The organism is Streptomyces fagopyri, assembly GCF_009498275.1.
In the GTDB taxonomy this organism is placed as follows: domain Bacteria; phylum Actinomycetota; class Actinomycetes; order Streptomycetales; family Streptomycetaceae; genus Streptomyces; species Streptomyces fagopyri.
On the sequence record NZ_CP045643.1, the window covers coordinates 8520850 to 8545099 of the forward strand.

Here is a 24250-nt window from a genome sequence, read left to right on the forward strand (position 1 = left end):
CGCCTGGAGGGGAAGGGCGGGGGGAACGGGATCAGGGTCCTGATGGTCTACGATTCTGCAAGATATTTCAATGATTGAGATTCTTGATCATTGAGACAAGTGCCCCGCGTGACACCGTGACACCTGGAGAGCGATGTCCCTCACCCCGCGACGGGCCCTGTGGCTGATCCCCGTCGTCCTGCTCGTCGCCTGGCTCGGCATCGGAGGAACCCTCGGCCCCTACGCCGGCCGGCTCGGCGAGGTCTCGACCAACGACCGGGCCGCGTTCCTGCCGCGCAGCGCCGAGTCCACCGAGGTGGTCGCCCGGCAGCGCGCCTTCCAGCAGGCCGAGACGCTGCCCGCGATCGTCGTCTGGACCGTCGACGACGGCGGGACGTCGACCGGAGCCCGGCAGGCCGCCGCCACCCGCGCGCTCGCCTCGCTGACCGGCGTCCCGGGGGTGGTCGGCGAGGCGTCCCCCGCACTGCCGTCGCGCGACGGCAAGGCGCTGGAGGGTGTCGTCCAACTGAGGCCCGACCTGGGCAAGCGGCTCCCCGACACGCTCGACCGGATCCGCTCGGCGGCCGAGCGCGTCCCGGGGACGACCGCCCGGACGGCGGGGCCCGCGGCCAGCCAGGCGGACCTCACCGACGCGTTCGCCGGGATCGACGGACTGCTGCTCGGGGTGGCCCTCGCCACCGTGCTGGTCATCCTGCTGCTCGTCCACCGCAGCGTGCTGCTGCCGCTCGTCATCATCCTCGGCTCGGTCTTCGCGCTCGGCCTCGCCTGCGCCATCGTCTACGCGCTCGCCGCCCACGACGTCGTACGCGTCGACGGCCAGGTGCAGGGCATCCTCTCCATCCTGGTGATCGGCGCCGCCACCGACTACGCGCTGCTGCTGACCGCGCGCTACCGCGAGGAACTCGCCCTGCGCGCCGACCGGTTCGCGGCCGTCCGGGCGGCGCTGCGCCGGTCCTGGGGTGCCATCGTCGCCAGCGCGGGAACCGTCGCCCTCGGCCTGCTGGCGCTGCTGCTCAGCGATCTGACGAACAACCGGGCGCTCGGACCGGTGGGCGCCATCGGCGTGGTCTGCGCCGTACTGAGCTCGCTGACCTTCCTGCCGGCCGTCCTGGTGCTGCTCGGGCCCGCCGCCTACTGGCCGGCCGCGCCCCGGGCCACGGGTGACGCGCGGGGCGGCAGCCGCGTCTGGAACCGGGTCGCGGCCCTGGTGGACCGTGCGCCGCGAAAGGTCTGGGCGGGCGCCCTGGTGGGGCTGCTCGCCTGCGCGGCCTTCGCGCCCACGCTGACCGCCAAGGGCGTTCCGCTCGACGAGATCTTCGTCGACGACGCGCCGTCCGTCGCCGCGCAGGAGAGTCTCGGACGGCACTTCCCGGGCGGCTCCGGGAACCCCGCCGTGATCATCGCCAACGCGGACCGCGTCGACCAGGTCACGGCGGCGGCGCGTGCCACCGACGGGGTCGCGTCGGCCGTCGCGGTCACGGCGTCCGGACGTCCGGGCGGGGGAGCGCCCCAGGTCGTCGACGGCCGCGTCCGCGTAGACGCCACCCTGCGAGCCGCCGCCGACAGCGGCGCGGCCACCGACACCGTGGCGCGACTGCGCGACGCGGTGCACGCCGTGCCGGACGCCGACGCGCTCGTCGGGGGCTACACCGCCCAGCAGTACGACACCCGGCGGACCGCCGAACACGACCGCACCCTCATCGTGCCCGTGGTGCTCGCCATCATCCTGGTCATCCTGGTGGGCCTGCTGCGCTCGCTGCTGATGCCGGTGCTGCTCGTGGCCACGGTGGCGCTCAACTTCCTCGCCACCCTCGGGATCTCCTCGCTCGTCTTCCGCCATGTTTTCGGCTTCACCGGCACCGACGCGTCCGTTCCGCTGTACGGCTTCGTGTTCCTGGTGGCCCTCGGCGTGGACTACAACATCTTCCTGATGTCCCGGGTCCGGGAGGAGTCGTTGATCCACGGTGTGCGCCAGGGGGTGCTGCGCGGACTCGTCAGCACCGGCGGGGTGATCACCTCGGCGGGCGTGGTCCTCGCCGCGACCTTCGCCGCCCTCGGTGTCATCCCGCTGGCCTTCCTCGTGCAGATCGCCTTCATCGTCGCCTTCGGCGTCCTGCTCGACACCCTGGTGGTGCGCTCGCTGCTGGTGCCCGCACTCGTCCGTGACATCGGGCGACGCGCGTGGTGGCCGGGACGGCTCAGCCGCGAGCCCGCCCCGCTGCCCGGGGTCGAGGAGCACGTCACCGTCTGAGACGGCCGTCCGCGGCCGGGCCCGTCCGCACCGGGTCCCGCCGCGACCGCCACGGCCCTCCCGGGCATGTACACGGAAAACGCGGGCAAGTGGATTCCAGGCGACTCGGCGGTCCGAGTCGGAAGCCGGAGCTGGAGGTGTCCGCCGCTATGGGCGCGAAGGTGCTGGAACGATTTCCCGCAGGGTCCCCGCGCGGATCCTGGACGGCGGAGGAGTACGCCGCCCGACGCCGTACCGAGGGCCAGCCGGCCACCGTCGTGATGGATCTGAAGTCGGATGCCTTCCTCGTGGTCGTCCCGTCCGGGGACGAGGACTGAGCGGCCCGGCACGCCCGGTCGGCGGGCCGGGCCCGCGCGACGGGCCGCGCCGCGTTCACGCTGTCACCCCGTCACCGACCGGGATCACCGACCGGGTCCAGTGAGGTGCCGTTGCCCAGACGGGCCGACACCCGGGTCCGGGAGTCCCTCGGCGCGCGGACGGCGAGCGTCCGGCCCCGCTGCCGGACTGTCACCTCGCCGCTCACGTCGATACGGGTGACCGCCCGGCTGCCGGCCGCCAGCAGATACCAGCGCCCGGTGCGCGAACGCCAGTGGACGTCGGCCACCACGTGCCGGCCGAACCTGCCGCAGGCCGCGGTGGACCGGGCCCGGCCGACCACCTCCGCGGGAGCGGACGGGGAGGAGGCCGGGGCACGCAGCACCAGCTCCACGTCACCGGGCCCGCGCCAGGTCGAGGCCCGCGCGCAGGTCCACACCGCGTGTCCGCCCCGCTCCGGCAACTCCTGCTCGGCGAAGTCCCAGGCGTTGACCGCCCGGACCCCCGTGCCCCGCAACTCTTCGAGCCCGCACGCCAGATGAGCCCAGGCGAGGAGGGCAGGTCCGCCGGTCGCCTCGCGGGGTTCCCGGGCCGGAGGGCTCCCGTGCCCCGGCAGCGGGGTGTAGGTGAGGTGCGCCGGGGACAACTCGCCGAGGTCGGTCAGCAGGAACGCGTGCTTCTCCACGATGCGCGCGGAGGAACGCAGTTGCAGCACGGGCCGGGTGTCGCAGGCCGCCTTCCTGCTGGGCGCGGGGACGGGCGCGGTGACCCCGTCCCGGGCGACGCCGACCGGCCGTGCGGGGGAGTCGGGGCGCAGCAGGTCGCGGCGGGACGCCTCCGCGATCCAGGGCGCGAGCAGATACCGCGCGCCACGGGCACCGCGGTGGACGACCAGGGCGGCGGCGGTCGTCACGTCCGCGTCGTCGGCCCGCGCGAGGGCGAGCGCACCGGGCCCGGGGGCGTCGAGCGGCTCGCTGTAGCGCACCACCCGCCGGCCGTCGTACAGGAGCACCACGGCGTCGCCGCCGACGTTCCCGGCGTAGAGCAACTGGGGCGAGTGCGGTGGAGGGTCCGTGGGGGTGCCGGGCGTCATGGTGACCCGTCGTGCGGATGCGGGGCCGCCCCATGTGGACAGAGCCCTGACCAGCAGTTCCCGGTCGTTCACGCGGGTGCCCCGCGCGGGCCACGCGGTGAGGTCGACCCGGGAGGTGTCGGCCCAGACGTCCCCGGCGGTACGCACCAGGTCCTCGGGCCGGGGCAGCCCCCCGCCGGTACGGGCGCCGGTGACCGGCCGGGACGGCGCCGACCCCTGGCCGGCGACCGTCAGCACCAGCCCGGTGATCACGGCGGCGGTCAGCGCGGCCCACACGAACCGCACCCGCCGTCTGCGGCGCAGCAGATCGGTGGGCCGGGTCAGCACCGAGCACGCGTCGAACTCCCTCGACGTGAGCAGGGTCCGCGCCGCCGCCCCCGCCGACTCGTCGAGCCGGTTCGCCGACCGCAGGGCGCCCTCGGGGTCGGGGACGCCCGCCGTGCGCAGCAGGGACTCGACCGTCGCGTCGGCGAGCCCGTCCACCCGGCGCAGCACGAACGCCGCCCGTCCCGCGGCCGACGCACCCGCGAGGGCCTGGCTCAGGGCGAGCTCCTCGGCCCCGCCCGCGCGCGGGAAGAGCCGCAGCCCCCAGACGACGGGCAGCGTCGGAAGGACCGTACGGGGCGGCGGCATCCCGCGGGGCCATCCGCGCGGGGACCGGCCGTGCGCCAGGGCGGAGCGCACGACCCGTCCGCGCAGGCGGTCCTTCTCCGCGAGGGACTGGCGCGCCGTCCCCCGCGGGGCCGGCACCAGGGGCCCGGCTCGTCCGGGCCGCGTCCCCCGCAGCGACCGCTGCACCAGGGAGTGCGCCACGAGAATGCGACGGTGCCTGCTCAGCGACGACGGCAGCGTCAGATACGCCAGCCGCACCAGGTCGCTGTACTCCTCGACCAGGGCGGCCTCGGCCCGGTCGAGTCCGGACCTGCCACGGCGGACGGCACGGGGAAACGGAGGGAGGGGCATGGAACGAATGCCTTCCGAAGGTGCTGGCGTCCTGTCACGCCGATCCGTCAAACGAGTGACTCTTCGGATGGTCACAGGACGGCGCCCCCGGGCGGTCGCCGCCGGCCCGGGCCGTGGCCGCCAGATCGCCGCCGAGCTCCGCGGACCTGCGCACGAACGCGTCGTGCAGGTCGCCCGCGGCGCGCGGGACGGAGTCCGTCCTGCGGCGCCGCAGCATCAGCAGGACGCGGGTCGTGCCGTCGGTGAGCGGCCGGTACGTGAGGGTCCCGCACCGCTCCAGAGGATCGCCGATGACGCTGAAGTCGGGCAGTACGGTGACGCCGAGACCCTCGGCGACCATGAGCTTGCCCATCTCCGCACCGTCGGTCGAGTACGACAGGGACGGACCCCGGCCCTCCAGGAACCGGTGCAGGTAGCGGTGCATGACATAGCCGGAGCGCATCGCGATCAAGGGCTCGCGCCCGTCGAGGAGATCGGCCGGCGACACGGCGGACGACGCGGCCAGCGGACTGTCCGGGCGTACGCACACCACCGGCCGTCCGCGCAGCAGTTCGGTGGTCTCGAAGCCGGCGGGCATGTCGTCGCCGTCCAGGTGGTTCACCAGCCCGAGGTCGAAACCGCCCTCCGAGAGGGCCCGGTGGATCTCCGTCTGCTGTGCGCCGACCACTTCGACCTGTGTCTGCGGGTGCGTCGCGCGAAATCCCCGGACGACCGGGATGAGCAGCGGCACCGTCGCCGCGTTCACCGTGCCGACGCGGACCATCCGGCTGACGCGGTGCTGCTCGCCCGCCGCGCCGCGCAGCCGGTCGACCGCGTCCAGCACGTTGATGATGTGCGGCAGCAGTTCGCGCCCCTCGGCGCTCATCCGGGCCCCGGACCGCTTGCGCTCCAGGAGGTCGACGCCGAGCTCCCGCTCCAGATTCCGTACGGTCTCGCTCAGCGCGGGCTGTGAGAGATGGAGTTCCTCGGCGGCCCGGCGCAATGAGCCGAGGCGGGTGACCGCCGCGATGTACTCCAGTTGCTCGGTGCGCACATCAGCAGCATGCGACCGCCGACGCGGGCGGTTCAAGGGCTGCCCTGTCACGCCTTCGTGAAATTCGCCGGTCCGGGATGCGAGACCGGGCCGCCGTTCCTTGACGGTCCTGACCGGCGGCTGCCACGATCGGCCACATGAAGAAGCGACCGGACCTCACGCGACGACGCCACGTCGATCTCGCGCGTGTCTCCAGCGCCTTCTGTTGTCGCGAAGCCTGACGATCCCGACGGTAGGGTCCCCTTCGCACCGGCCGCCCGCCCGCAGGTGAACTTCCCCCGCGGGCACAGCGCCGCCTTCTCCGCTCCCTGCCGCATGCCGTTCTCCGCCCGCGTTCCCCAGGACACGCCGGGCCGCCCTTCGTCATGCCCCCTCCGCACACCGGGAGTTCTTCGTGTCCGCAAACGAACCCGTCCGCTTCGCCTACTGGGTCCCCAACGTCAGCGGCGGCCTGGTCACCAGCACGATCGAGCAGCGCACCGACTGGGGATACGACTACAACCGCGAACTGGCCGTCCTGGCCGAGAACAACGGCTTCGACTACGCGCTCACCCAGGTCCGCTACATGGCCGGTTACGGCGCCGAGTTCCAGCACGAGTCGACCAGCTTCAGCCTCGCCCTGCTCCTGGCCACGCGGCGGCTCAAGGTCATCGCCGCCGTCCACCCGGGCCTGTGGCACCCGGGTGTCCTGGCCAAACTCGGCGCCACCGCCGACCATCTGTCGAACGGCCGCTTCGCCGTCAACGTCGTCAGCGGCTGGTTCAAAGGGGAGTTCACCGCGCTCGGCGAACCGTGGCTGGAGCACGACGAGCGCTACCGCCGCTCGGAGGAGTTCATCCACGCCCTGCGCCGGATCTGGACCGAGGACCACACCGAACTCGCCGGTGACTTCTACCGGTTGCGTGACTTCACCCTGAAGCCCAAGCCGCTCAGCTCCCCCGGGCGTCCGCACCCGGAGATCTTCCAGGGCGGCAACTCCACCGCCGCCCGCGCCATGGCGGGCAGGGTCAGCGACTGGTACTTCTCCAACGGCAAGGACTTCGACGGAGTCGTCGAACAGATCGCGGACGTGAGGGCGTCGGCGGAGCGGGCCGGGCGCCGGCCACCCCGGTTCGGGCTCAACGGATTCCTGATCGCCCGGGACACCGAGACCGAGGCCCGTGACACCCTGCGCGAGATCGTGGCCCGGGCCGACACCGAGGCCGTCGAGGGCTTCGGCGCCGCGGTGAAACAGGCCGGACAGTCCACCGCCGACGGCAAGGGCATGTGGCAGGACTCCCGCTTCGAGGACCTGGTCCAGTACAACGACGGCTTCCGTACGGGGCTGATCGGCACCCCGGAACAGATCGCCGAGCGGATCGTCGCCTACAAGCGCCTCGGCGTCGACCTCCTCCTGCTCGGCTTCCTGCACTACCACGAGGAGGTCGAGTACTTCGGCCGCCGTGTGCTGCCCCTCGTCCGCGAGCTGGAGGCCGGGCTGCCGGACACCGAGCCCGAGTCCGCCCCCGCGCACGTCTGAGACCCGACCCCTACGCCGCTCACGAAAGAGGGCCCATGGCCACCGTCCTGTCCGTCTCCGGCAGTCCCTCCGTCTCCTCCCGTACCGCGAAACTCCTGCGTCACCTGGACGAGCGGCTGGTCGCGCAGGGACATCGGGTGACCCCGCTCGACGTCCGTACGATTCCGGCGGAGGCGCTGCTCGGCGCGGACTTCGAGCACCCCGCCGTCGTCGAGGCGACCGAACTCTTCGCCCGCGCCGACGGTGTGGTCATCGGCACCCCCGTCTACAAGGCGGCCTACTCCGGTGTCCTCAAGGCGCTGCTCGACCTGCTCCCGCAGTACGCGCTGACCGGGAAGACCGTGCTGCCGCTCGTCACCGGGGGGAGCACCGCGCATGTCCTCGCCCTCGACTACGCCCTGCGGCCGGTGCTCAACTCCATGGGCGCGGCGCACATCGTCCAGGGCTGGTTCACCCTGGACAAGGACATCACCACCGGGGAGGACGGTGGCGTCACCCTGGCGCCGGGCACGGCCGAGGCCCTGGCCCAGGTGGTCGACCAGTTCTCGGCGGCCCTGGGCCGCACACCGCTGCTGGCCGCGGCGGGCTGACCCGTGTCCGCGCAGACGACGCCCGACGACGCGGCCGGCCGCGGGACGCCCGTCCATTCGCCCGCCGAGGTGATCGCCGACGACGCCGAGGCACTGGCCGTCGCCGCCGCGCTCGCCGCCGAGTTCCGCACCGGAGCCTCCATACGGGACGCCGAACGGAGGCTCCCGCGCGCTGAGTTGGCGCGACTCTCGGCCTCCGGGCTGCTCGCCGTCACCGTGCCCGCGCAGTACGGCGGGGCGGATGTGCGGCAGGAGACCCTCGCGGAGATCTTCCGGCTGCTGGCATCCGCCGACGCCAGCCTCGCCCAGATCCCGCAGAACCACTTCGTGTACGTCAACGTGATCCGCCGTCAGGGCTCGCCGGAGCAGAAGGCGTTCTTCTTCGATGAGGTGCTGAAGGGACGGCGTTTCGGCAACGCCCAGTCGGAGGCGGGCACCCGGCACGTCCAGGACATCCGCACCCGTCTGGACCCGCGGCCCGACGGCTCGTTCCTCCTGACCGGCGTCAAGCACTACTCCACGGGCGCCCTCTTCGCCGACTGGATACCCGTCCTGGCCCGCACCGAGGACGACGAGCTGCACGTCGCCTACGTCCCCCGGGACGCGGAGGGCGTCGAGGTCGTCGACGACTGGGACGGCATGGGGCAGCGCACGACGGCGAGCGGCACCGTCCACCTGGACGCCGTCCCCGTACCCGCCGACCGGGTCGTCCCGCACCACCTCACCTTCCGCGGACCGCAACTCCACGGCGCGGTGGCCCAGTTGCTGCACGCCGCGATCGACGCGGGGATCGCGGCCGGGGCGTTCGCCGAAGCCGCCGACTTCGTCCGCACCAAGAGCCGGCCGTGGTTCGAGAGCGGAGTGGAGACCGCGGCCGAGGACCCGCTGCTCATCCAGCGCTTCGGTGAACTCGCGGTCCGGGTACGGGCGTCCGAGGCACTGCTCGGCGCCGCGGCCCGCGCGGTCGACGCGGCCCGTGACGACCTCACCGAGGAGTCGGCGGCCGAGGCGTCGATCGCCGTGGCCGCCGCGAAGGTGCACACCTCCGCCACCGCCGTGGAGGTGGCGGGCGCCCTCTTCGAACTGGCCGGTACCCGTTCGGCCCTCGACTCCCTCAATCTGCACCGCCACTGGCGCGACGCCCGCACCCACACCCTGCACGACCCGGCCCGCTGGAAGATCCAGCACATCGGCCGGTACGCGCTCAACGGCACCCCGCCACCCCGTCACGGCCTGCTCTGAACGGAGACCTCCACGTGTCCCTCACCTTCCACTGGTTCCTGCCCACCAACGGAGACAGCCGGCACGTCGTCGGCGGCGGCCACGGCACGCCGGTCACCGGCTCAGGCCGCGACCGGCCGCCGACGGTCGGGTATCTGAGCCAGATCGCCCGCGCCGCCGAGGACCTGGGCTTCGTCGGCGCGCTCACCCCCACGGGCGCCTGGTGCGAGGACGCCTGGCTGACCACCGCGATGGTCAGCCAGAACACCGAGCGTCTGAAGTTCCTGGTCGCCTTCCGGCCGGGCTTCGTCTCGCCGACGCTCGCCGCGCAGATGGCGTCCACCTTCCAGCGGCAGACCGGGGGCCGGCTCCTGCTCAACGTGGTCACCGGCGGCGAGAGCCACGAACAGCGCGCCTACGGCGACTTCCTGGACAAGGACGCCCGCTACCGCCGTACCGGCGAATTCCTGCGGATCGTCCGGGACCTGTGGGACGGCAAGACCGTCGACCTGTCGGGCGAGCACCTGCGGGTCGAGGAGGCCAGACTGGCCCACGTCCCCGACCCGGTGCCCGAGATCTACTTCGGCGGGTCGTCGCCGATCGCGGGCGAGGTCGCCGCCCGCCATGCGGACGTCTATCTGACCTGGGGGGAGCCGCCGGCGCAGGTGGCCGAGAAGATCGCGTGGGCACGCCGGCTCGCGGAGCGCGAGGGACGCGCTCTCCGGTTCGGCATCCGGCTCCACGTCATCACCCGCGACACCTCCGCACAGGCCTGGGCCGAGGCCGACCGGCTCCTCGACGGCTTCGATCCGCAGACCGTGGAGTCCGTGCAGGCCGGGCTCGCCCGCAGCGAGTCCGAGGGACAGCGGCGCATGCGCGCGCTGCACGGCGGCAGCCGCGAGAGCCTGGAGGTCCACCCGAACGTGTGGGCCGGGATCGGGCTGGTCCGCGGCGGCGCGGGCACCGCCCTGGTCGGCAGCCACGACGAGGTCGCCGAGCGCGTCGCCGAGTACCACGCCCTCGGCATCGACGAGTTCGTCCTCTCCGGCTACCCCCACCTGGAGGAGGCGTACTGGTTCGGTGAGAACGTCCTGCCGCGCCTCGCAGCGCGGGGCCTGTGGCACCACCCGTTCGAGACGTCACCGGTGCCGGCGGCCCAGGTCCCCTTCACGAGCTGAACGGGCGACTCCGTCGGGACCGCCCTGGTGCGCCTGAGCCCTACGGGAACCCGGCACCCCCATACACCGGGCGGCCCACGGCTCGGGACCGACCGGGGACAGTGGGCCGCCTCGGGGCTCAGGCCGGTCCCGGCGCGCCCTCAGCATCGGGCAGGCCCGAGCCGCCGGGCCGACCCGGTGCGCCGGTCCGACCGGGCGTGCTGGTCCGACCGGGTGTCTTGGCCGGCCCCGGGGCGCCGGTCGGCTCCGGGGCAGGAGGTCACCCCGTCACCCGGTCACCCCGGCCGGACCCGCCGCACCCAGTGCACCGAGGTGTGCCGTGCGTACCGTCGCCGTCTGTCCCTGGACGAGCAGGAACATTCCCTCCCGGGCCAGTCGCTGCGCGGGACTGCCCAGGTCCATCGCCCGGCCGCCACCGGCCACGACCGCCGCGGTCGTGGCCGCCCGCATCACGTCGTAGGCCAGCGTCTTGGCCGCCAGCCGCTCCTCGATCCGCTCGCTCGGCACGGGATGATCGGCCAGCTCGTACGCCCGCCGCCGTACTTCGCCGAGGCGGGCCCGCAGCACCCGCGCGGTCTCCTTCGCCGGCGGACCGGTGTCCAGCAGGTCGAGGGCCGCCGCCGTGACCCCGAAGACGGCGGGCGAGGCGTTGGTGTTCTTGGGACGGTCGGTCGCCGCCCACGTCTCATAAGGCGTCCGCAGGGCCACCGCGTCGTCGGGCAGCCACAGACCGCCAAGCTCCAGCGACACCGTCCGGGAGGCCGTCAGCGCGGCGAGCCGCATCGGGGGCGACGGCCTCAGACCGGGCTGCTCGCGCGCCTCGGTGAAAGCGAACAGTGCCTCCCCGTCGTCCGTCACGCCCGCCAGCATCATCACGTCGTTGAGCCCCCAGCCGGTGTACCAGGGCACGGTCCCGTCGAAGCGCCAGCCGCCCCGCTCGCGCGAGACCCGCACCGGCACGCGCGGATACGCGCGCAGCTGGGCGTAGGCGACCCCGGACAGCAGCTCCCCGCGCGCCAGCGGACCCAGCAGCCTCTCCCGCACCGGCAGGCCGCCCTCGGCCAGGGCCAGGGTCAGCACCGGCGTGTGGTGCTGGGCCTGCACGAACCAGGTCGAGCAGCAGGCCCCGGCCAGGATCTCGGCCGTCTCACGGACCACCGCCGCGGGCGCGGCCGACCCGCCGTACGCGACGGGCGCGCTCACCCCGAGCAGCCCCGACCGTTTGACCGCCGCGATGCTGCTCGCCGGCACCCCCTCCTGATCGACGCGCTCCGCGTGCGGCGCGAGCACCTCGGACGCCAGCCGGCCGGCCCGGGAGACGAGCGGGTGCGGTGGGGCGGTCATCGAAACAATCTCCCTCGGTCGTCGTGGCGTGTGTCGATCCGGGGCTCTCCCGTTCGTGTAGTCAGTGAAGACCATCCGGAGCGAGAGCCACCCGAGGAGCACACCATGAAGTACTACCTGCTGAGCGTGTTGCAGCCGCAGGGAGAGCCGCCGGCGCCCGAGGTGCTGGAGGAGATCACGCGTCGTCTCGACGTCCTCCACGCGGACCTGCGCGAGGCCGGGGCCTGGGTCTTCGCCGGGGGGCTGCACGGGCCCGAGACGGCCACCGTGGTGCGGGCCGAGGCGGGAGACGTCCTGGTCACGGACGGCCCGTACACCGAGAGCAAGGAGTACCTGGGCGGGATCTGCCTGATCAAGGCTCCCGATCTGGACGCGGCGCTGGAGTGGGGCCGCAGGGCGACGCTGGCGACGACGCTTCCCATCGAGGTGCGGCCCTTCATGGGCGAGGCCTGATGCCGTTGGACGCCGAGGCGGTCTTCCGCGCCGAATACGGCCGCGCGGTCGCCGTGCTCGTCCGCTTCCTCGGCGACATCGACCTCGCCGAGGAAGCGGTCCAGGACGCCTTCACCACGGCCCTGCGGACGTGGCCGGGCTCGGGCACACCGCCGAGCCCGGCCGGCTGGATCATCACCACCGCCCGCAACCGTGCCGTCGACCGGCTGCGCCGCGAATCGACGCGCGAGGCCCGGCACGCCGAGGCCGAACGCCTCCACGCGCGGGACGAACCGGACGAGGAGGGCCCCGTGCGCGACGACCGGCTCCGTCTGATCTTCACCTGCTGCCACCCGGCGCTCGCCGTGCAGGCCCAGGTCGCCCTCACGCTGCGTCTCCTCGGCGGTCTGACCACTCCGCAGATCGCCCGTGCCTTCCTCGTCCCCGAACCGACCATGGCCCAGCGGATCGTCCGGGCCAAGGCCAAGATCCGCGACGCCCGTATCCCGTACCGCATCCCGCGCGACGCGGACCTCCCGGATCGCGTCAGGGGCGTACTGGCCGTCGTCTACCTCATCTTCAACGAGGGGTACGCGGGCCGGGAGGACCTCCGCGCCGAGGCCGTCCGCCTCGGCCGCCTGCTGGTCGAACTGATGCCCGACGAGCCCGAGACCCTCGGGCTGCTCGCGCTGATGCTCCTCGTGGAATCGCGCCGGCCCGCCCGCACGGCACCGGACGGCACCCTGGTCCTGCTCCCGGACCAGGACCGTTCGCGCTGGGACCGTGACCTGATCGCCGAGGGGCAGGACCTGGTGCGCCGCTGTCTGCGCCGCGGCCGGCCGGGCCCGTACCAGATCCAGGCCGCCGTCAACGCCGTGCACAGCGACGCCCCGACCGCCGCCGACACCGACTGGGGCCAGATCCTCCGGCTCTACGACCAGTTGACGCAGTTCACCCCGAGCCCCGTGGTCGCCCTCAACAGGGCCGTCGCCGTCGGCGAGGTCGAAGGCCCCGGACCGGCGCTCGCCCTGGTCGAGGTGCTCGACCTCGGCGGCTACCACGCCTTCCACGCCGTACGCGCCGATCTGCTGCGCCGTCTCGGCCGGACCGCCGAGGCCGTAGGGGCGTACGAGGCCGCCATCGCGCTGACCGCGAGCCCGGCGGAGCGCGCCCGCCTCGAACGGAGCCGGGCGGCACTCGCGGGCGAGTGAAGGGCGGTCGTGCGGGATGCGAAGCTGGCACGGTGGAACTGGACCGGCACGTGCGGAAGACCGGCGGGTCCGGAAATCGGCGGGTCCGGAAGAGGGAGGGACCGTGAAGCTCACCGCCAAGGGGGCGGCCACGCGCGGCCGGATCATCGAGGGAGCGGCCGCCGAGATGCGGGAGCGGGGCGTCGTCGTCACGACCTTGGACGACGTGCGGGCGCGGACCGGCACCAGCAAGAGCCAGCTGTTCCACTACTTCCCCGGCGGCAAGGAGGAACTCCTGCTCGCGGTGGCGCGCTTCGAGGCCGACCAGGTGCTCGCCGACCAGCGGCCCGAACTGGGCGACCTCACGTCGTGGGGTGCCTGGCTCGCCTGGCGTGACACCGTGGTCGCCCGCTACCGGGGGCAGGGGCAGCAGTGCCCGCTGAACATGCTGATGTCGCAACTGGGGCGGAGCACCCCGGGGGCCCGGGCGGTCGTCGCCGAACTGCTGGACAAGTGGCAGGGCGAGATCGCCGAGGGCGTCCGGGCGATGCAGCGCCAGGGGGAGATCGGTCCGGGCGTGGACGCCGACCGTTCGGCGGCCGCGCTGCTGGCCGGCATTCAGGGCGGTGTCGTGGTGCTGCTGTCCACCGGACGGACGACGCATCTGGAGGCCGCCCTCGACCTGGGCATCCAGCAGTTGCGCGACAGCGCCACGCGGCGGGGGTGAGACCGCCGCGGCCGGGGGCGGTCCCGTTCCGGCATAATTGTTTGGCGTTCGTTCCAGATAGAGGTACCGTCTTCCCATGGCACGAACCCGAGAGTTCGACACGGACGCCGTCGTGGCGGCGGCGATGGAGGCCTTCCGGCGTACGGGGTACGAAGGCACCTCGATGCGGGACCTGGCCGAGGCGACAGGGCTGGGCAGTGGCTCGATCTACGCGGCCTTCGGCAGTAAGGAGGGCCTCTATCTGGCCGCCCTCGATCTCTACCGCCAGAGCTACGCCGTGCCGCTCACCGACCTGCTCCGCTCCGGTGGCGACGCCCGCGAGGTGATCCGCGAGGTCTTCGTGGGCGCGGTCGACGAGATCGCCCGCGACGGCAGCCGACTCGCCTGCCTGGTCGTCGCCGCGGCGATGGAGCGGGCCCGTGACGACGTGCGGGTGGGGCAGCGGCTCCGCTCGACGACCCGGTCGTTGGAGCTCGCCCTGTTCGACGTGATCGCCGAGGGGCAGCTGCGCGGCCGGATCCCGTCGGAGCGTGCCGCGGGCGACCTCGCCGCCTTCCTGGTGACCAGCCTTCAGGGGCTGCGTGTCATGGGCGCGATCGATCCCGATCGTGCCGCCCTGATGCGGTCCGCGGAGGTCGCGCTGGGCTGCCTGGACTGAACGGATTCCGCGGACGCGCGGCCATCGCGCGTACGGCGGAGCCTCGGCGTACACACATTCGTGTACCCAAATTATGGAACGACTGTTAAAGATCACTCACCGAAGAAGTCCGACTTCGAAAGGACCCCGAACATGGAACCGACAGGCGTGGGCGTCATCGGCGGCAGCACCAGTGGGTGGGCCTCCCTCTCGCACATCCCCGCGATCAACGCCTCGGCGGCCTTCGAGCTGCGGGCCGTCAGCACCTCCCGGCCCAGTTCGGCGCGGGCCGCGGCGGCCGAGTACGGGGTGCCGGCCTACGACAACCATCAGGACCTGGTCGCCCATCCCGGCGTCGATCTGGTCGTCGTCGCGGTGAAGGTGACCGAGCACCTCGAACTGGTCTCCGCGGCCCTCGACGCGGGCAAGATGGTCTACAGCGAATGGCCGCTGGGCAACGGCCTGGCCGAGGCGGAGCTGCTGTCCCAGCGTGCCGGGGCGGCCGGGGTCCGCACCGTCGTGGGACTGCAGGGACGGTACGCGCCCGAGGTCCGCTTCGCCCGCGACCTGATCCGCGACGGATACGTCGGCAGGGTGCTGGGCACCACCCTCTCCGGTTCCGGCATGGTCTGGGGACCGGAGGTCGCCACCCACGGCCAGGCGTACTGGTACGACAGGGCGAACGGTGCGACGCCCCTCACCTCACCCACGCTGCACGCCCTCGACCCGCTGCACCACGTGCTCGGCGAGTTCGAGTCCGTTGCCGCGAACCTGGTGGTGGGCCGCACCCGGGCGACGGTCGCGGAGGACGGCCGGAGCGTTCCCGTCACGGCGGCCGACCAGGTCGCCGTGATCGGTACGCTCGCCGGCGGCGCCTCCGCGTCGGTCTTCTATCGCGGCGGCACCTCGCGCGCCGGGAACTTCCGCTGGGAGATCAACGGCACCGAGGGAGATCTCGTGCTGACCGCCGACTGGGGCAACATGCAGGTCGCGGCGCTCACGCTGGCGGGCGGCCGGGGCGCCGACGCGGTGACGGCACCGCTGCCGGTGCCCGCGTCGTACACGGGCGGTCTGTCTCCGGACCTCGCCGCCTCACCGGCCGCCAATGTGGCACGGCTGTACGAGCGCTTCGCGCGCGATCTGGCCGACGGGACCCACACCGTGCCCGACTTCGCCCACGCCCTCGCGCGCCACCGGCTGATCGACGCCATCGAACAGGCCGCCGCCACGGGCGCGACCCGGACACCCGTCACGACCCGGACACCCGCGACGGTCCCCACCGGGTCCGCGACGACGGCGGACGGCCGCTGACCGACGGTACGACGGGCGGACCGCGTCCGCGGCCCCCCCCGGGGGGGGCGCCGCGGACGCGTCGGCCCCCACCCACCCGGCGTCCGTGACAGGTCGGGTAATCGGCCGATGGCGGAGGGTGGCCTTCGTGTAGCCGGAATGTACTTGGGCACCTGAAAGGTTGGCAATTACATCGAGCCCGTAGTCTCGACGAAGGCCAGTGCGCGCGCCGAGAGGCCGTGCGACCCAGTGCGCGGACCACCCGGTCCGCTCCGACCAGCGAGGGACCCGTGACCCACCCCACCCCCGAGCAGCCCGCCGACCTCGTGGCCCGGCTGCGCGCCACCTTCCGCTCCGGCCGTACCAAGCCCGTCGAGTGGCGCACGGCCCAGCTGCGCGGACTGCGCGAGATGCTCACGGCGCACGGCGAGGACCTCGCGCAGGCGCTCCACGCCGATCTCGGCAAGAGCTCCACCGAGGCCTACCGCACCGAGATCGACTTCACCGTCCGGGAGATCGACCACACCCTGGAACACCTCGACGGGTGGCTGCGCCCGCAGGCCGCTCCGGTCCCGGCGTACCTCGGCGCGGACGCGACCGCGTGGACGCGGTACGACCCGCTGGGCGTGGTCCTGGTCATCGCTCCCTGGAACTATCCCGTCCAGCTCCTGCTGACGCCGATGCTCGGCGCGCTGGCCGCGGGCAACACGGTCGTCGTCAAGCCCAGCGAACTCGCCCCCGCCACCTCGGCCGCCGTCGCACGGCTGTTGCCCCGGTATCTCGACACCGACGCCGTCGCGGTCGTCGAGGGCGCCGTGGCGGAGACCACCGCGCTGCTGGCAGAGCGCTTCGACCACATCTTCTACACCGGCAACGGCGTCGTCGGCCGCATAGTGATGCGGGCCGCCGCGGAACACCTCACCCCGGTGGTGCTCGAACTGGGCGGAAAGTCACCGGCGTTCGTCGACCGCGACACCGACCTGGCCGTCGTCGCCGACCGGCTCGCCCGCGGCAAGTTCCTGAACGCCGGCCAGACCTGCGTCGCGCCCGACTACGTCCTCACCGACCCGGAGACCGCACGCGCGCTGGAGCCCGAACTCGTCCGCGCCGTGGAGGAGCTGTTCGGCACCGAGCCGCGGCGGTCCACCGAGTACGGACGGATCGTCAACGAGCGCCACTTCGACCGGCTCGGCTCCCTGCTCGACTCCGGCCGCACCGTGACGGGCGGCACCGGCGACCGTGCCACCAAGTACCTCGCGCCGACCGTTCTCGCGGACGTCGACCCCGAGGCGCCCGTCATGCGGGAGGAGATCTTCGGCCCGATCCTGCCGATCGTGACGGTGTCAGGCCTGGACGAGGCCGTCGACTTCATCAACGACCGTGACAAGCCGCTGGCCCTCTACGTCTTCACCGAGTCGGACACCACCCGGGAGCGGATGGCCGCAGAGACCTCGTCCGGAGGGCTCGGCCTCGGGTTGCCGCTGGCCCATCTGACCGTCTCCGACCTGCCGTTCGGCGGAGTCGGCGAGAGCGGCATGGGCAGTTACCACGGCCGCTACTCCATCGAGACGTTCAGCCACCGCAAGGCGGTACTGGAGAAGCCGCTGAGCTGAGGCGCCGAGAAGCTCAGGAGCTGAGGTGGGCGCAGGCGAGTACGGTGCCCACCGAGCGATGACCGGCGACCGGGGCGGCTCCGGCGCACCGGTGTCGACTTCGGCGGACCCATGCCGACTCGGTCAGACCCGTGCCGACTTCGGTGGACCCGCGCCCACCCCGGTCGACCGGGCCGGCTCCGCGCCCGCGAAGAGGGTTGCCAGGTGACCGTACGGGGTCACGCGGGCCCGTGTTAGCGTCGCGGCGTGTCCCAGACTGAGATCGACCTGGTAACCGCCGAGTTCTTCGGCGCCTTCGACAACCGGGGTGGCAGGACCGCCGACCTGGAACGCCTCCGCCGGCTGGTCCTTCCCGGCGGTGTGATCGTCAAGACGGGCCCGGACTTCACCGTCTACACGGTCGAGGAGTTCATCGCGCCCCGCCGGACGCTGCTGGGCGACGGCCGGCTGGTCGAGTTCCGCGAATGGGAGACCTCCGAACGGACCGACATCGCCGGCGATGTCGCCTCGCGCGTCGGCGAGTACCGCAAGTCCGGGATTCTCGACGGTGAGCCGTTCGAGGGCGGCGGGGTCAAGACCATTCAGTTCGTGCGCACTTCCGCGGGTTGGCGTATCTCGGCGTTCGCCTGGTACGACCACCCCTGACCGTCGTGGCGTGGGCACCCTGGACCGATCCGGCGGGAGATCCGGCGCCGGTCCGGCTTCCCGTGGCGGGACGGCGCCGGAGGCCCGCTCGCCGCGGAGGCCGTCGACCTGACCCCGCAGGGCCGTGTGCGAAACTGCCACGATGACCTCAGAGATGATCACCGCGGCGGCCGCGGGTGCCTGGCGACTCGGAGATCTCGACGTCAACCGCATCGGGTTCGGCGCCATGCGGCTCACGGGCAGCGGGCCCTTCCACCGGGGTACGCCGAGCGACCGTGACCGCGCGATCGCCGTGTTGCGGCGCGCGATCGAGCTCGGTGTCGATCACATCGACACCGCCGCCTTCTACTTCTCGGCGCTGCGTTCCGCGAACGAACTGATCAACAGCGCGCTGGCACCGTACGACGACGATCTGGTGATCGTCACGAAGGTGGGCCCGTACCGCGACTACGCGGGGGAGTGGGGCGCCGCCGCCCGGCCGGACCAACTGCGTTCCCATGTCGAGGAGAATCTGCGCCAGCTCGGGCGCGACCATCTCGACGTGGTGAACCTGCGCCGGATGGGGCAGGACTCGATCGCCGAACACTTCGGCGCGCTCGCCGAGTTGCGCGAAGCGGGCCTGATCCGGCACCTCGGCGTCTCCGACGTCGAGCCCCGGCAGCTGGCGGAGGCGCGGGCCATCGCGCCCGTGGTGTGCGTGCAGAACCGCTACGGCCTCGGCTCCACCGATCCCGGAACCGACGAACTGCTGCGTGTCTGCGGGGACTTGGGTATCGCGTTCGTGCCGTTCTTCGCGATCGCCGGCAAGGGCGGCGCGAAGGGCCCCGGTGGTACGCACGGTTCGGACGGTGAGGTGCTCGCCGTCGCGCGGGCCCACGACGCCACCCCCGCGCAGATCCGTCTGGCGTGGACGCTGCGGCAGGGCCCGCACGTACTGGCCATTCCCGGCACCGGCAACCCGGACCACCTCACCGAGAACATCGCCGCGGGTGCGCTGCGGCTCACCGACGACGAGGTGGCCCGACTGGACGCGGTCCACCGGCCGGGGGACTGATCGCGACGCCCGGCCGTCGCACCGAGCGACTCACGCCCCGGGCGGCCCGCCCGGCCCCGGTCCGGGTCTCCCCGGCCGGCGCCGTCGAGACCGGAAGGTTCAGCCCAGCCGCGCGTGCAGGAAGGGCACCGTGCTCTCCCACGCGCGCTCGGCCGACTCGGGGTCGTACGTCTCCGGTCGGCCGTCGTTGAAGAAGGCGTGGTCGGCGGGGTAGAGACGGAGGTCCGGGGTGACGCCGGACTGCCGCCCGACCGCCTCGCCCAACTGCTCCAGGCTCTCCTTGGGGATGCTCGTGTCGAGCTCGCCGTAGTGGCCGAGGATCTCCGCCTTGAGACCCGAGAAGTCGGGCATCTCGCCCTGGATGACGCCGTAGAACGGCACCGCCGCGCCGACCCGCGGGTCGGCCGCCGCGAGGTACAGGACGAAGCCTCCGCCCATGCAGAAGCCGACCGCGCCCACGGTGTCCGAGGTGACCTCGGGCAGGCCGAGCAGGTGGTCGACCGCGCCGGAGAGCAGGTCGACGCCTCGCGCGACGGGCAGGTCCTGCATCATCCGGAAGGCCTCACCGCTGTCATGGGCGACGTTGCCGCCGTACAGGTCGGGGGCGAGGGCCACGAAGCCCTCCGCGGCCAGCCGGTCGGCGACCTGCGCGATGTGGTCGGTCAGGCCCCACCACTCCTGGATGACGATCACACCCGGCCCCCGACCGGACGGCGGCAACGCCAGATAGCCGTGGGCGGTGGTTCCGGCACTGGGGAAGGTCACGTTCTGATGGGCCGGGGCTCCGGTCGGCTTCGGCAGCTCGGACATGGCTCTCAACTCCTGTGGGGACAGCGCTTGTCAGGGGGCCGGTGGAACCGGTCCCGGATCACTGCCAACGATGTCATGCGCGGGCGCGCTTCCCGGCCCCGGCCCGCACGACGCGGCCCGCGGCCACCTTCTGCAGCAGGCTGTAGGCCAGTACCGGCAGCAGCACGTGGGGTCTGTCGGGCAGGGCCGTGGTGATGAGGACCGCGCTCGCGCTGCTGTTGTTCATTCCGCAGGCCAGCGTCACCGAGGCACCCGTGGGAGTGTCCAGGCGCAGCATCCGGGCGGTGATCCGGCCCAGGCCGAACGACAGCCCGCACACCAGGGCGGCGACGGCCAGCGCGGCCGCCATCAGCACCGGCTCCGGACGGGCGAGGAAAGGCCCCAGGACGCCGCTGGCGTTGATGTACGTCAGCAGGAGCGACCCGAACAGGGAGGCGGGCGGTGCCAAGCCGAGCACCAGGCGCAGGGGGCGGCCCGGCAGGACGAGCCGGGACAGGATGCCGGCGGCGCACGGGAGCAGGACTCCGGTCAGCGCGAAATCGTGCCCGGCGGTCCGGGCGGCGTGCGTCAGCGCCTCCGCGTAGCCTCCGCGCAGCAGCGGACACAGGGCCGTCATGGTCACCGGGATCGTGAGCGGGCCGACGATCGTCGACGCCAGCACCAGTCCGACGGTCGTAGGCTGGTCACCCTCGCCCCTGCTCGTCCACACGGTGGCACCGGCCGCCACGGGCATCGCGGCGATCAGGATCATCGCCGCGACCAGTCCGCTGCCGCCGTCGCTGTCCGGGGTCCGGTGCAGAGCGAAGGCCACGCCGGGGATGATCAGCAGGGGTGCGACCAGATGGAGGATCAGGCCGGTCAGCAGCGGGACGGGCCGGACGAGCAGGGCCCGCAGCTGGTGGACCGGCACCTGGAGGCCGGCGGTGAACAGCACCAGCGAGAGCAGGAGATGCGGCGTCCGTAAGGCGACCTCGATGACTCCGCCGTCGCCGATCGTGTGCGGGCGGCGCAGCCACAGACCAGGCGCCGATACGGTCGCGGCGGCGAGGTAGGCCGCGCCGACGGCCCAGCCGAGGTGGCTACGGAGGAGGCTGAGGGGGGAACTTGCGGCGGGAGTGGGGGTCATCGCGGCGCTCTTCCGTCGTCAGGGCATCGGGGCGGGAACGGAGCGCCGGTATGGAGGAGCGCGCGGGTGGCGCGAAGCGGGCGACGAGGTGGACGGTGAGGCTCAGCCAGCACAGGCCGAACAGCCAGCCGCCGAGCACGTCGGAGAACCAGTGGACGCCCAGATAGACCCGGCTCAGCCCGACGAGGACGGACCAGCAGCCGACCACCAGGGCGAGCGGCCGTCCGGCGCGCGGGGCCCGAGCCTGCAGTGCGAGGACCAGCAGCCCGCCGCTGACGGCGGACGTGGTGGTGTGACCCGAGGGGAAGGACCACCCGGACGCGTGCGTGGCCCACTCCGCGACCGGGGGGCGGGGACGGGCGACCAGGGTCATCACGGCGTACCGCACGGCTTGGGCGGCGGCGAGGCAGCCGACACAGCCGAGGGCGCGCAGGAACCGCTCCCGCGCGGTGCGCCCCAGGACGACACCCGCCAGGACGACCAGGGCGTACGGCACGAGGCCCGTCCCGGTGTACGTGACCCCTCGGGCCAGAGCCAGGGCCACGGCCGGGCGGTGGCCCGCCGACCAGGTGCTGAGGCCGGCGTCGCCGAAGAGTGTGGCGCCGTCCCGGCCGGTCACGACCAGGGTGAGCAGGACGAAGGCGACCAGGCTCCCCACGGCGGTCGATCCCGCGAGGTCGGCCGTGTCCGCGCGCCTCACGACGGCGCTCCGTCGCGCTTCACGAGGGCGCCCCGGGCACGGGCCGCCCGGACGGGCACGGTGCGCGGCGCTGCGGACATCGCGGAAGGTCCCTTCCCTGGAGGGGCGCGGACACGCGGACGCACGCCGTCCGCGCCGACTGCGAACCCACAGACTGTCTACATAACTGTAGACGCAAATGCCGCGGGGATCGTTCCCGAGAGGGCCGAAAGAGCCGGCACGCCCTTTCCCCCCTGCGTCGCCGACGGGCCGCGCGCTCGTGCGGACCGAGCACGGGGCGGAATGTCGTACCCTACGTGTTACGTATAACGCACGTACCTCCGGAGAGGCCCTGATGAGACGCATCGCCCTGGTCACCCTCGTCGTCGACGACTACGACGAGGCGATCCGCTTCTACACCGAGGCACTCGGGTTCCGGCTGGCCGAGGACGAGCCGCGGCCCGACGGCTCGCGATGGGTCGTCGTCGAGCCGGGCCCGGAGGGCGCTGGCGGCGGACTGCTCCTGGCCCGGGGCAAGAACGAGGCGCAGCGTGCCCGGGTCGGCGACCAGACCGGGGGCCGAGTGGGTTTCTTCCTCCACACCGACGACTTCGCCCGCGACCACGCGCGTATGCGTGCCGCCGGCGTGACCTTCCTGGAGGAGCCGCGCCACGAGCCGTACGGCTCGGTGGCCGTCTTCCAGGACCTGTACGGAAACCGCTGGGACCTTCTGCAGCCCGCCGTGTAGCCCCGCGGCCCCGCCGTTCGGCCGCACGGCCCCCGCACCGCGCCACCACCCAGAACCGACCTGCCGAGGAAACAGACACGCATGACCGCGCCCCGCATCGACACCGACACCATCCGCCGTCTCCCCAAGGCCGTGCTGCACGACCACCTCGACGGCGGTCTGCGCCCGGACACCCTCGTGGAGCTCGCCGGGGCCGTCGGCCACACGCTGCCCACCACCGACCCGCGCGCACTCGCCGCCTGGTACTACGAGGCAGCCAACTCCGGTGACCTGGTGCGCTACATAGCCACCTTCGAGCACACCCTCGCCGTGATGCAGACCCGCGAGGGACTCCTGCGCACCGCCGAGGAGTACGTCCTCGACCTGGCCGAGGACGGTGTCGTCTACGGCGAGGTGCGCTACGCGCCCGAGCTGATGGTGAACGGCGGGCTGACCCTGCCCGAGGTCGTCGAGACCGTGCAGGAGGGCCTGGCGGCCGGTATGGCCAAGGCCGCCGCCGCGGGCACCCCGGTCCGGGTCGGCACGCTGCTGTGCGGGATGCGCATGTTCGACCGCACCCGTGAGATCGCCGACCTCGCGGTGGCGTTCCGGGACGCCGGGGTCGTCGGCTTCGACATCGCCGGCGCCGAGGACGGCTTCCCGCCCGCCGACCACCTCGACGCGTTCGAGCACCTGCGCCGCGAGAGCGTGCCGTTCACCATCCACGCCGGCGAGGCCCACGGACTGCCGAGCATCCACCAGGCCCTCCAGGTCTGCGGTGCCCAGCGCATCGGCCACGGCGTCCGCATCACCGAGGACATCGTCGACGGCAAACTCGGCCGCCTCGCGGGCTGGGTGCGCGACCGCCGCATCGCCCTGGAGATGTGCCCCACCTCCAACCTCCAGACGGGCGCGGCCACCTCGATCGCCGACCATCCCATCACCGCCCTGCGGGACCTCGGCTTCCGCGTCACCCTCAACACCGACAACCGGCTGGTCTCGGGCACGACGATGACCCGCGAGATGTCGCTGCTGGTCGAGGAGGCGGGCTGGACGGTCGAGGACCTGCGCACGGTCACGGTGAACGCCCTCAAGAGCGCGTTCATCCCGTTCGACGAGCGCGCGGCGCTCATCCGGGACGTCGTCCTGCCCGGTTACGAAGCCGCGCTCTGAAGGAGCCCCCGGACGTAGGCGGCCTGGCCGACATGCTGCAGATCGTCGGCCAGGACGCTCACCAGCCGTACGCCGAGGGTGACCGCCGGGGTCCAGCGCTCGTCCACGACACGGTCGAGTTCCGCGGCGGTGAGCGCGCGCAGGAAGGCCAGCGTCTGGTCGTGCACGGCGTCGTAGTACCCGAGCAGCAGCTCACCCGATTCGACCCGGACCTCGGCCACCTTCCGGGGGCTGTGACCGTACCCCGTGTCGTGGCGCGGCAGGTCGAGCCCGAACCGCGTCTCCCAGCCCTGTGTCAGCCAGACCTGGTCGAGGCCGGCGGCCGCGGCGACATGGTCGTCCTGGACACGGCTGAGATGCCAGACCAGCCATGACACGGAGTTGACGCTCTCGACGGGACGCGCGTTGAGGGTCTCCGGGGGGAGTCCCTCGACGGCGGCGTGGACGTCTTCCTGGATGCGGCCGAACGCGTCGACGAGGATGTCCTTTGCGTGCATCCGTCCACCATCGCGCATCCCGCCGCCCCCTGCGCCCGGAAACCGGTTTCCGGGCGCCCCCGCGATCCACGGCCCGTGACGCGGGAGCGCGGGCGCGGTCCCGCGGACGGACGCGGGCGGGTGGGTGAACGCGGACGGGTGGG

General features: G+C 72.9%; 24 protein-coding genes. 17 read left to right on the forward strand and 7 right to left on the reverse strand.

The features are described from left to right. The first annotated feature begins 133 nt into the window (after positions 1 to 133). Together GFH48_RS36825 and GFH48_RS38765 are read left to right on the forward strand one after the other, a co-directional pair. A complete protein-coding gene (locus GFH48_RS36825) occupies positions 134 to 2251 on the forward strand; it encodes an MMPL family transporter (RefSeq protein WP_153292386.1) in 2118 nt (705 codons plus the stop codon). 149 nt (positions 2252 to 2400) lie between these two features. Continuing rightward, positions 2401 to 2568, forward strand: coding sequence for a hypothetical protein (locus GFH48_RS38765; RefSeq protein WP_194280782.1), 168 nt, complete (start codon positions 2401 to 2403; stop codon positions 2566 to 2568). 71 nt (positions 2569 to 2639) lie between these two features. Here GFH48_RS38765 and GFH48_RS36830 read toward each other — a convergent pair whose 3' ends face one another. Both GFH48_RS36830 and GFH48_RS36835 read right to left on the reverse strand, forming a co-directional pair. Next, positions 2640 to 4622: a hypothetical protein gene (locus tag GFH48_RS36830; protein WP_153292387.1), complete on the reverse strand. Its 1983-nt coding sequence runs from the start codon at positions 4620 to 4622 to the stop codon at positions 2640 to 2642. A gap of 34 nt (positions 4623 to 4656) precedes the next feature. Continuing rightward, positions 4657 to 5655: a LysR family transcriptional regulator gene (locus tag GFH48_RS36835; RefSeq protein ID WP_194280783.1), complete on the reverse strand. Its 999-nt coding sequence runs from the start codon at positions 5653 to 5655 to the stop codon at positions 4657 to 4659. 137 nt (positions 5656 to 5792) lie between these two features. Here GFH48_RS36835 and GFH48_RS40220 point away from each other — a divergent pair, with 137 nt between their 5' ends. From GFH48_RS40220 to GFH48_RS36860, 5 genes are all read left to right on the forward strand, one after another. Next, entirely contained in the window at positions 5793 to 5876 is an 84-nt protein-coding gene (locus GFH48_RS40220; protein WP_351633613.1) for a putative leader peptide, read from the forward strand. A gap of 173 nt (positions 5877 to 6049) precedes the next feature. Continuing rightward, positions 6050 to 7174 carry a dimethylsulfone monooxygenase SfnG gene (gene sfnG / locus GFH48_RS36845; RefSeq protein WP_153292389.1) on the forward strand — a complete coding sequence of 375 codons (1125 nt, stop codon included), beginning with the start codon at positions 6050 to 6052 and terminating at the stop codon, positions 7172 to 7174. A gap of 35 nt (positions 7175 to 7209) precedes the next feature. Further along, positions 7210 to 7764, forward strand: coding sequence for an NADPH-dependent FMN reductase (gene ssuE, locus GFH48_RS36850; protein WP_153292390.1), 555 nt, complete (start codon positions 7210 to 7212; stop codon positions 7762 to 7764). Positions 7765 to 7833: 69 nt separating this feature from the next. Next, positions 7834 to 9006 (forward strand): SfnB family sulfur acquisition oxidoreductase, encoded by a 1173-nt coding sequence (locus GFH48_RS36855; RefSeq protein ID WP_153293302.1) that lies wholly within the window; start codon positions 7834 to 7836, stop codon positions 9004 to 9006. Between the two features lie 14 nt (positions 9007 to 9020). Continuing rightward, positions 9021 to 10163 (forward strand): LLM class flavin-dependent oxidoreductase, encoded by a 1143-nt coding sequence (locus tag GFH48_RS36860; RefSeq protein WP_153292391.1) that lies wholly within the window; start codon positions 9021 to 9023, stop codon positions 10161 to 10163. A 267-nt stretch (positions 10164 to 10430) separates the two neighbouring features. Here GFH48_RS36860 and GFH48_RS36865 read toward each other — a convergent pair whose 3' ends face one another. Further along, entirely contained in the window at positions 10431 to 11507 is a 1077-nt protein-coding gene (locus tag GFH48_RS36865) for an acyl-CoA dehydrogenase family protein (RefSeq protein WP_153292392.1), read from the reverse strand. Between the two features lie 105 nt (positions 11508 to 11612). On the opposite strand from GFH48_RS36865, the gene GFH48_RS36870 reads away from it, so the two are divergent. The 8 genes from GFH48_RS36870 to GFH48_RS36905 all read left to right on the forward strand — a co-directional run bounded on the left by GFH48_RS36870 (position 11613) and on the right by GFH48_RS36905 (position 19095). Further along, positions 11613 to 11960 carry a YciI family protein gene (locus tag GFH48_RS36870; protein WP_153292393.1) on the forward strand — a complete coding sequence of 116 codons (348 nt, stop codon included), beginning with the start codon at positions 11613 to 11615 and terminating at the stop codon, positions 11958 to 11960. Then, positions 11960 to 13150 carry an RNA polymerase sigma factor gene (locus GFH48_RS36875; RefSeq protein ID WP_153292394.1) on the forward strand — a complete coding sequence of 397 codons (1191 nt, stop codon included), beginning with the start codon at positions 11960 to 11962 and terminating at the stop codon, positions 13148 to 13150. Before GFH48_RS36870 ends, GFH48_RS36875 begins: the two co-directional genes overlap by 1 nt. A 103-nt stretch (positions 13151 to 13253) precedes the next feature. Then, the gene (locus GFH48_RS36880) at positions 13254 to 13856 is read left to right on the forward strand and encodes a TetR/AcrR family transcriptional regulator (RefSeq protein ID WP_228121161.1); all 603 of its coding nucleotides are present in this window, start codon (positions 13254 to 13256) and stop codon (positions 13854 to 13856) included. A 76-nt stretch (positions 13857 to 13932) separates the two neighbouring features. After that, positions 13933 to 14514, forward strand: coding sequence for a TetR/AcrR family transcriptional regulator (locus GFH48_RS36885; RefSeq protein ID WP_153292396.1), 582 nt, complete (start codon positions 13933 to 13935; stop codon positions 14512 to 14514). Between the two features lie 132 nt (positions 14515 to 14646). After that, entirely contained in the window at positions 14647 to 15804 is a 1158-nt protein-coding gene (locus GFH48_RS36890; RefSeq protein WP_153292397.1) for a Gfo/Idh/MocA family protein, read from the forward strand. Between the two features lie 269 nt (positions 15805 to 16073). Then, positions 16074 to 17396 carry an aldehyde dehydrogenase family protein gene (locus GFH48_RS36895; RefSeq protein WP_153292398.1) on the forward strand — a complete coding sequence of 441 codons (1323 nt, stop codon included), beginning with the start codon at positions 16074 to 16076 and terminating at the stop codon, positions 17394 to 17396. A 246-nt stretch (positions 17397 to 17642) separates the two neighbouring features. After that, the gene (locus GFH48_RS36900; protein ID WP_153292399.1) at positions 17643 to 18041 is read left to right on the forward strand and encodes a nuclear transport factor 2 family protein; all 399 of its coding nucleotides are present in this window, start codon (positions 17643 to 17645) and stop codon (positions 18039 to 18041) included. A gap of 142 nt (positions 18042 to 18183) precedes the next feature. Continuing rightward, positions 18184 to 19095 (forward strand): oxidoreductase, encoded by a 912-nt coding sequence (locus tag GFH48_RS36905; protein ID WP_153292400.1) that lies wholly within the window; start codon positions 18184 to 18186, stop codon positions 19093 to 19095. A 99-nt stretch (positions 19096 to 19194) separates the two neighbouring features. On the opposite strand, the gene GFH48_RS36910 is transcribed toward GFH48_RS36905, so the two are convergent. The 3 genes from GFH48_RS36910 to GFH48_RS36920 form a co-directional block, all read right to left on the reverse strand. Further along, positions 19195 to 19905, reverse strand: coding sequence for a dienelactone hydrolase family protein (locus GFH48_RS36910; protein WP_153292401.1), 711 nt, complete (start codon positions 19903 to 19905; stop codon positions 19195 to 19197). Between the two features lie 73 nt (positions 19906 to 19978). Further along, entirely contained in the window at positions 19979 to 21031 is a 1053-nt protein-coding gene (locus GFH48_RS36915) for a bile acid:sodium symporter (RefSeq protein WP_153292402.1), read from the reverse strand. Further along, positions 20985 to 21731 carry a phosphatase PAP2 family protein gene (locus tag GFH48_RS36920; RefSeq protein WP_153292403.1) on the reverse strand — a complete coding sequence of 249 codons (747 nt, stop codon included), beginning with the start codon at positions 21729 to 21731 and terminating at the stop codon, positions 20985 to 20987. The genes GFH48_RS36915 and GFH48_RS36920 overlap by 47 nt, the downstream gene beginning before the upstream one ends. Positions 21732 to 22065: 334 nt before the next feature. Here GFH48_RS36920 and GFH48_RS36925 point away from each other — a divergent pair, with 334 nt between their 5' ends. Both GFH48_RS36925 and GFH48_RS36930 read left to right on the forward strand, forming a co-directional pair. Then, the gene (locus GFH48_RS36925; RefSeq protein WP_153292404.1) at positions 22066 to 22458 is read left to right on the forward strand and encodes a VOC family protein; all 393 of its coding nucleotides are present in this window, start codon (positions 22066 to 22068) and stop codon (positions 22456 to 22458) included. An 81-nt stretch (positions 22459 to 22539) separates the two neighbouring features. Further along, positions 22540 to 23610 (forward strand): adenosine deaminase, encoded by a 1071-nt coding sequence (locus GFH48_RS36930; RefSeq protein WP_153292405.1) that lies wholly within the window; start codon positions 22540 to 22542, stop codon positions 23608 to 23610. Here GFH48_RS36930 and GFH48_RS36935 read toward each other — a convergent pair. Beyond that, a complete protein-coding gene (locus GFH48_RS36935; RefSeq protein ID WP_153292406.1) occupies positions 23592 to 24107 on the reverse strand; it encodes a mycothiol transferase in 516 nt (171 codons plus the stop codon). The genes GFH48_RS36930 and GFH48_RS36935 overlap by 19 nt on opposite strands. Between the last annotated feature and the right edge of the window lie 143 nt (positions 24108 to 24250).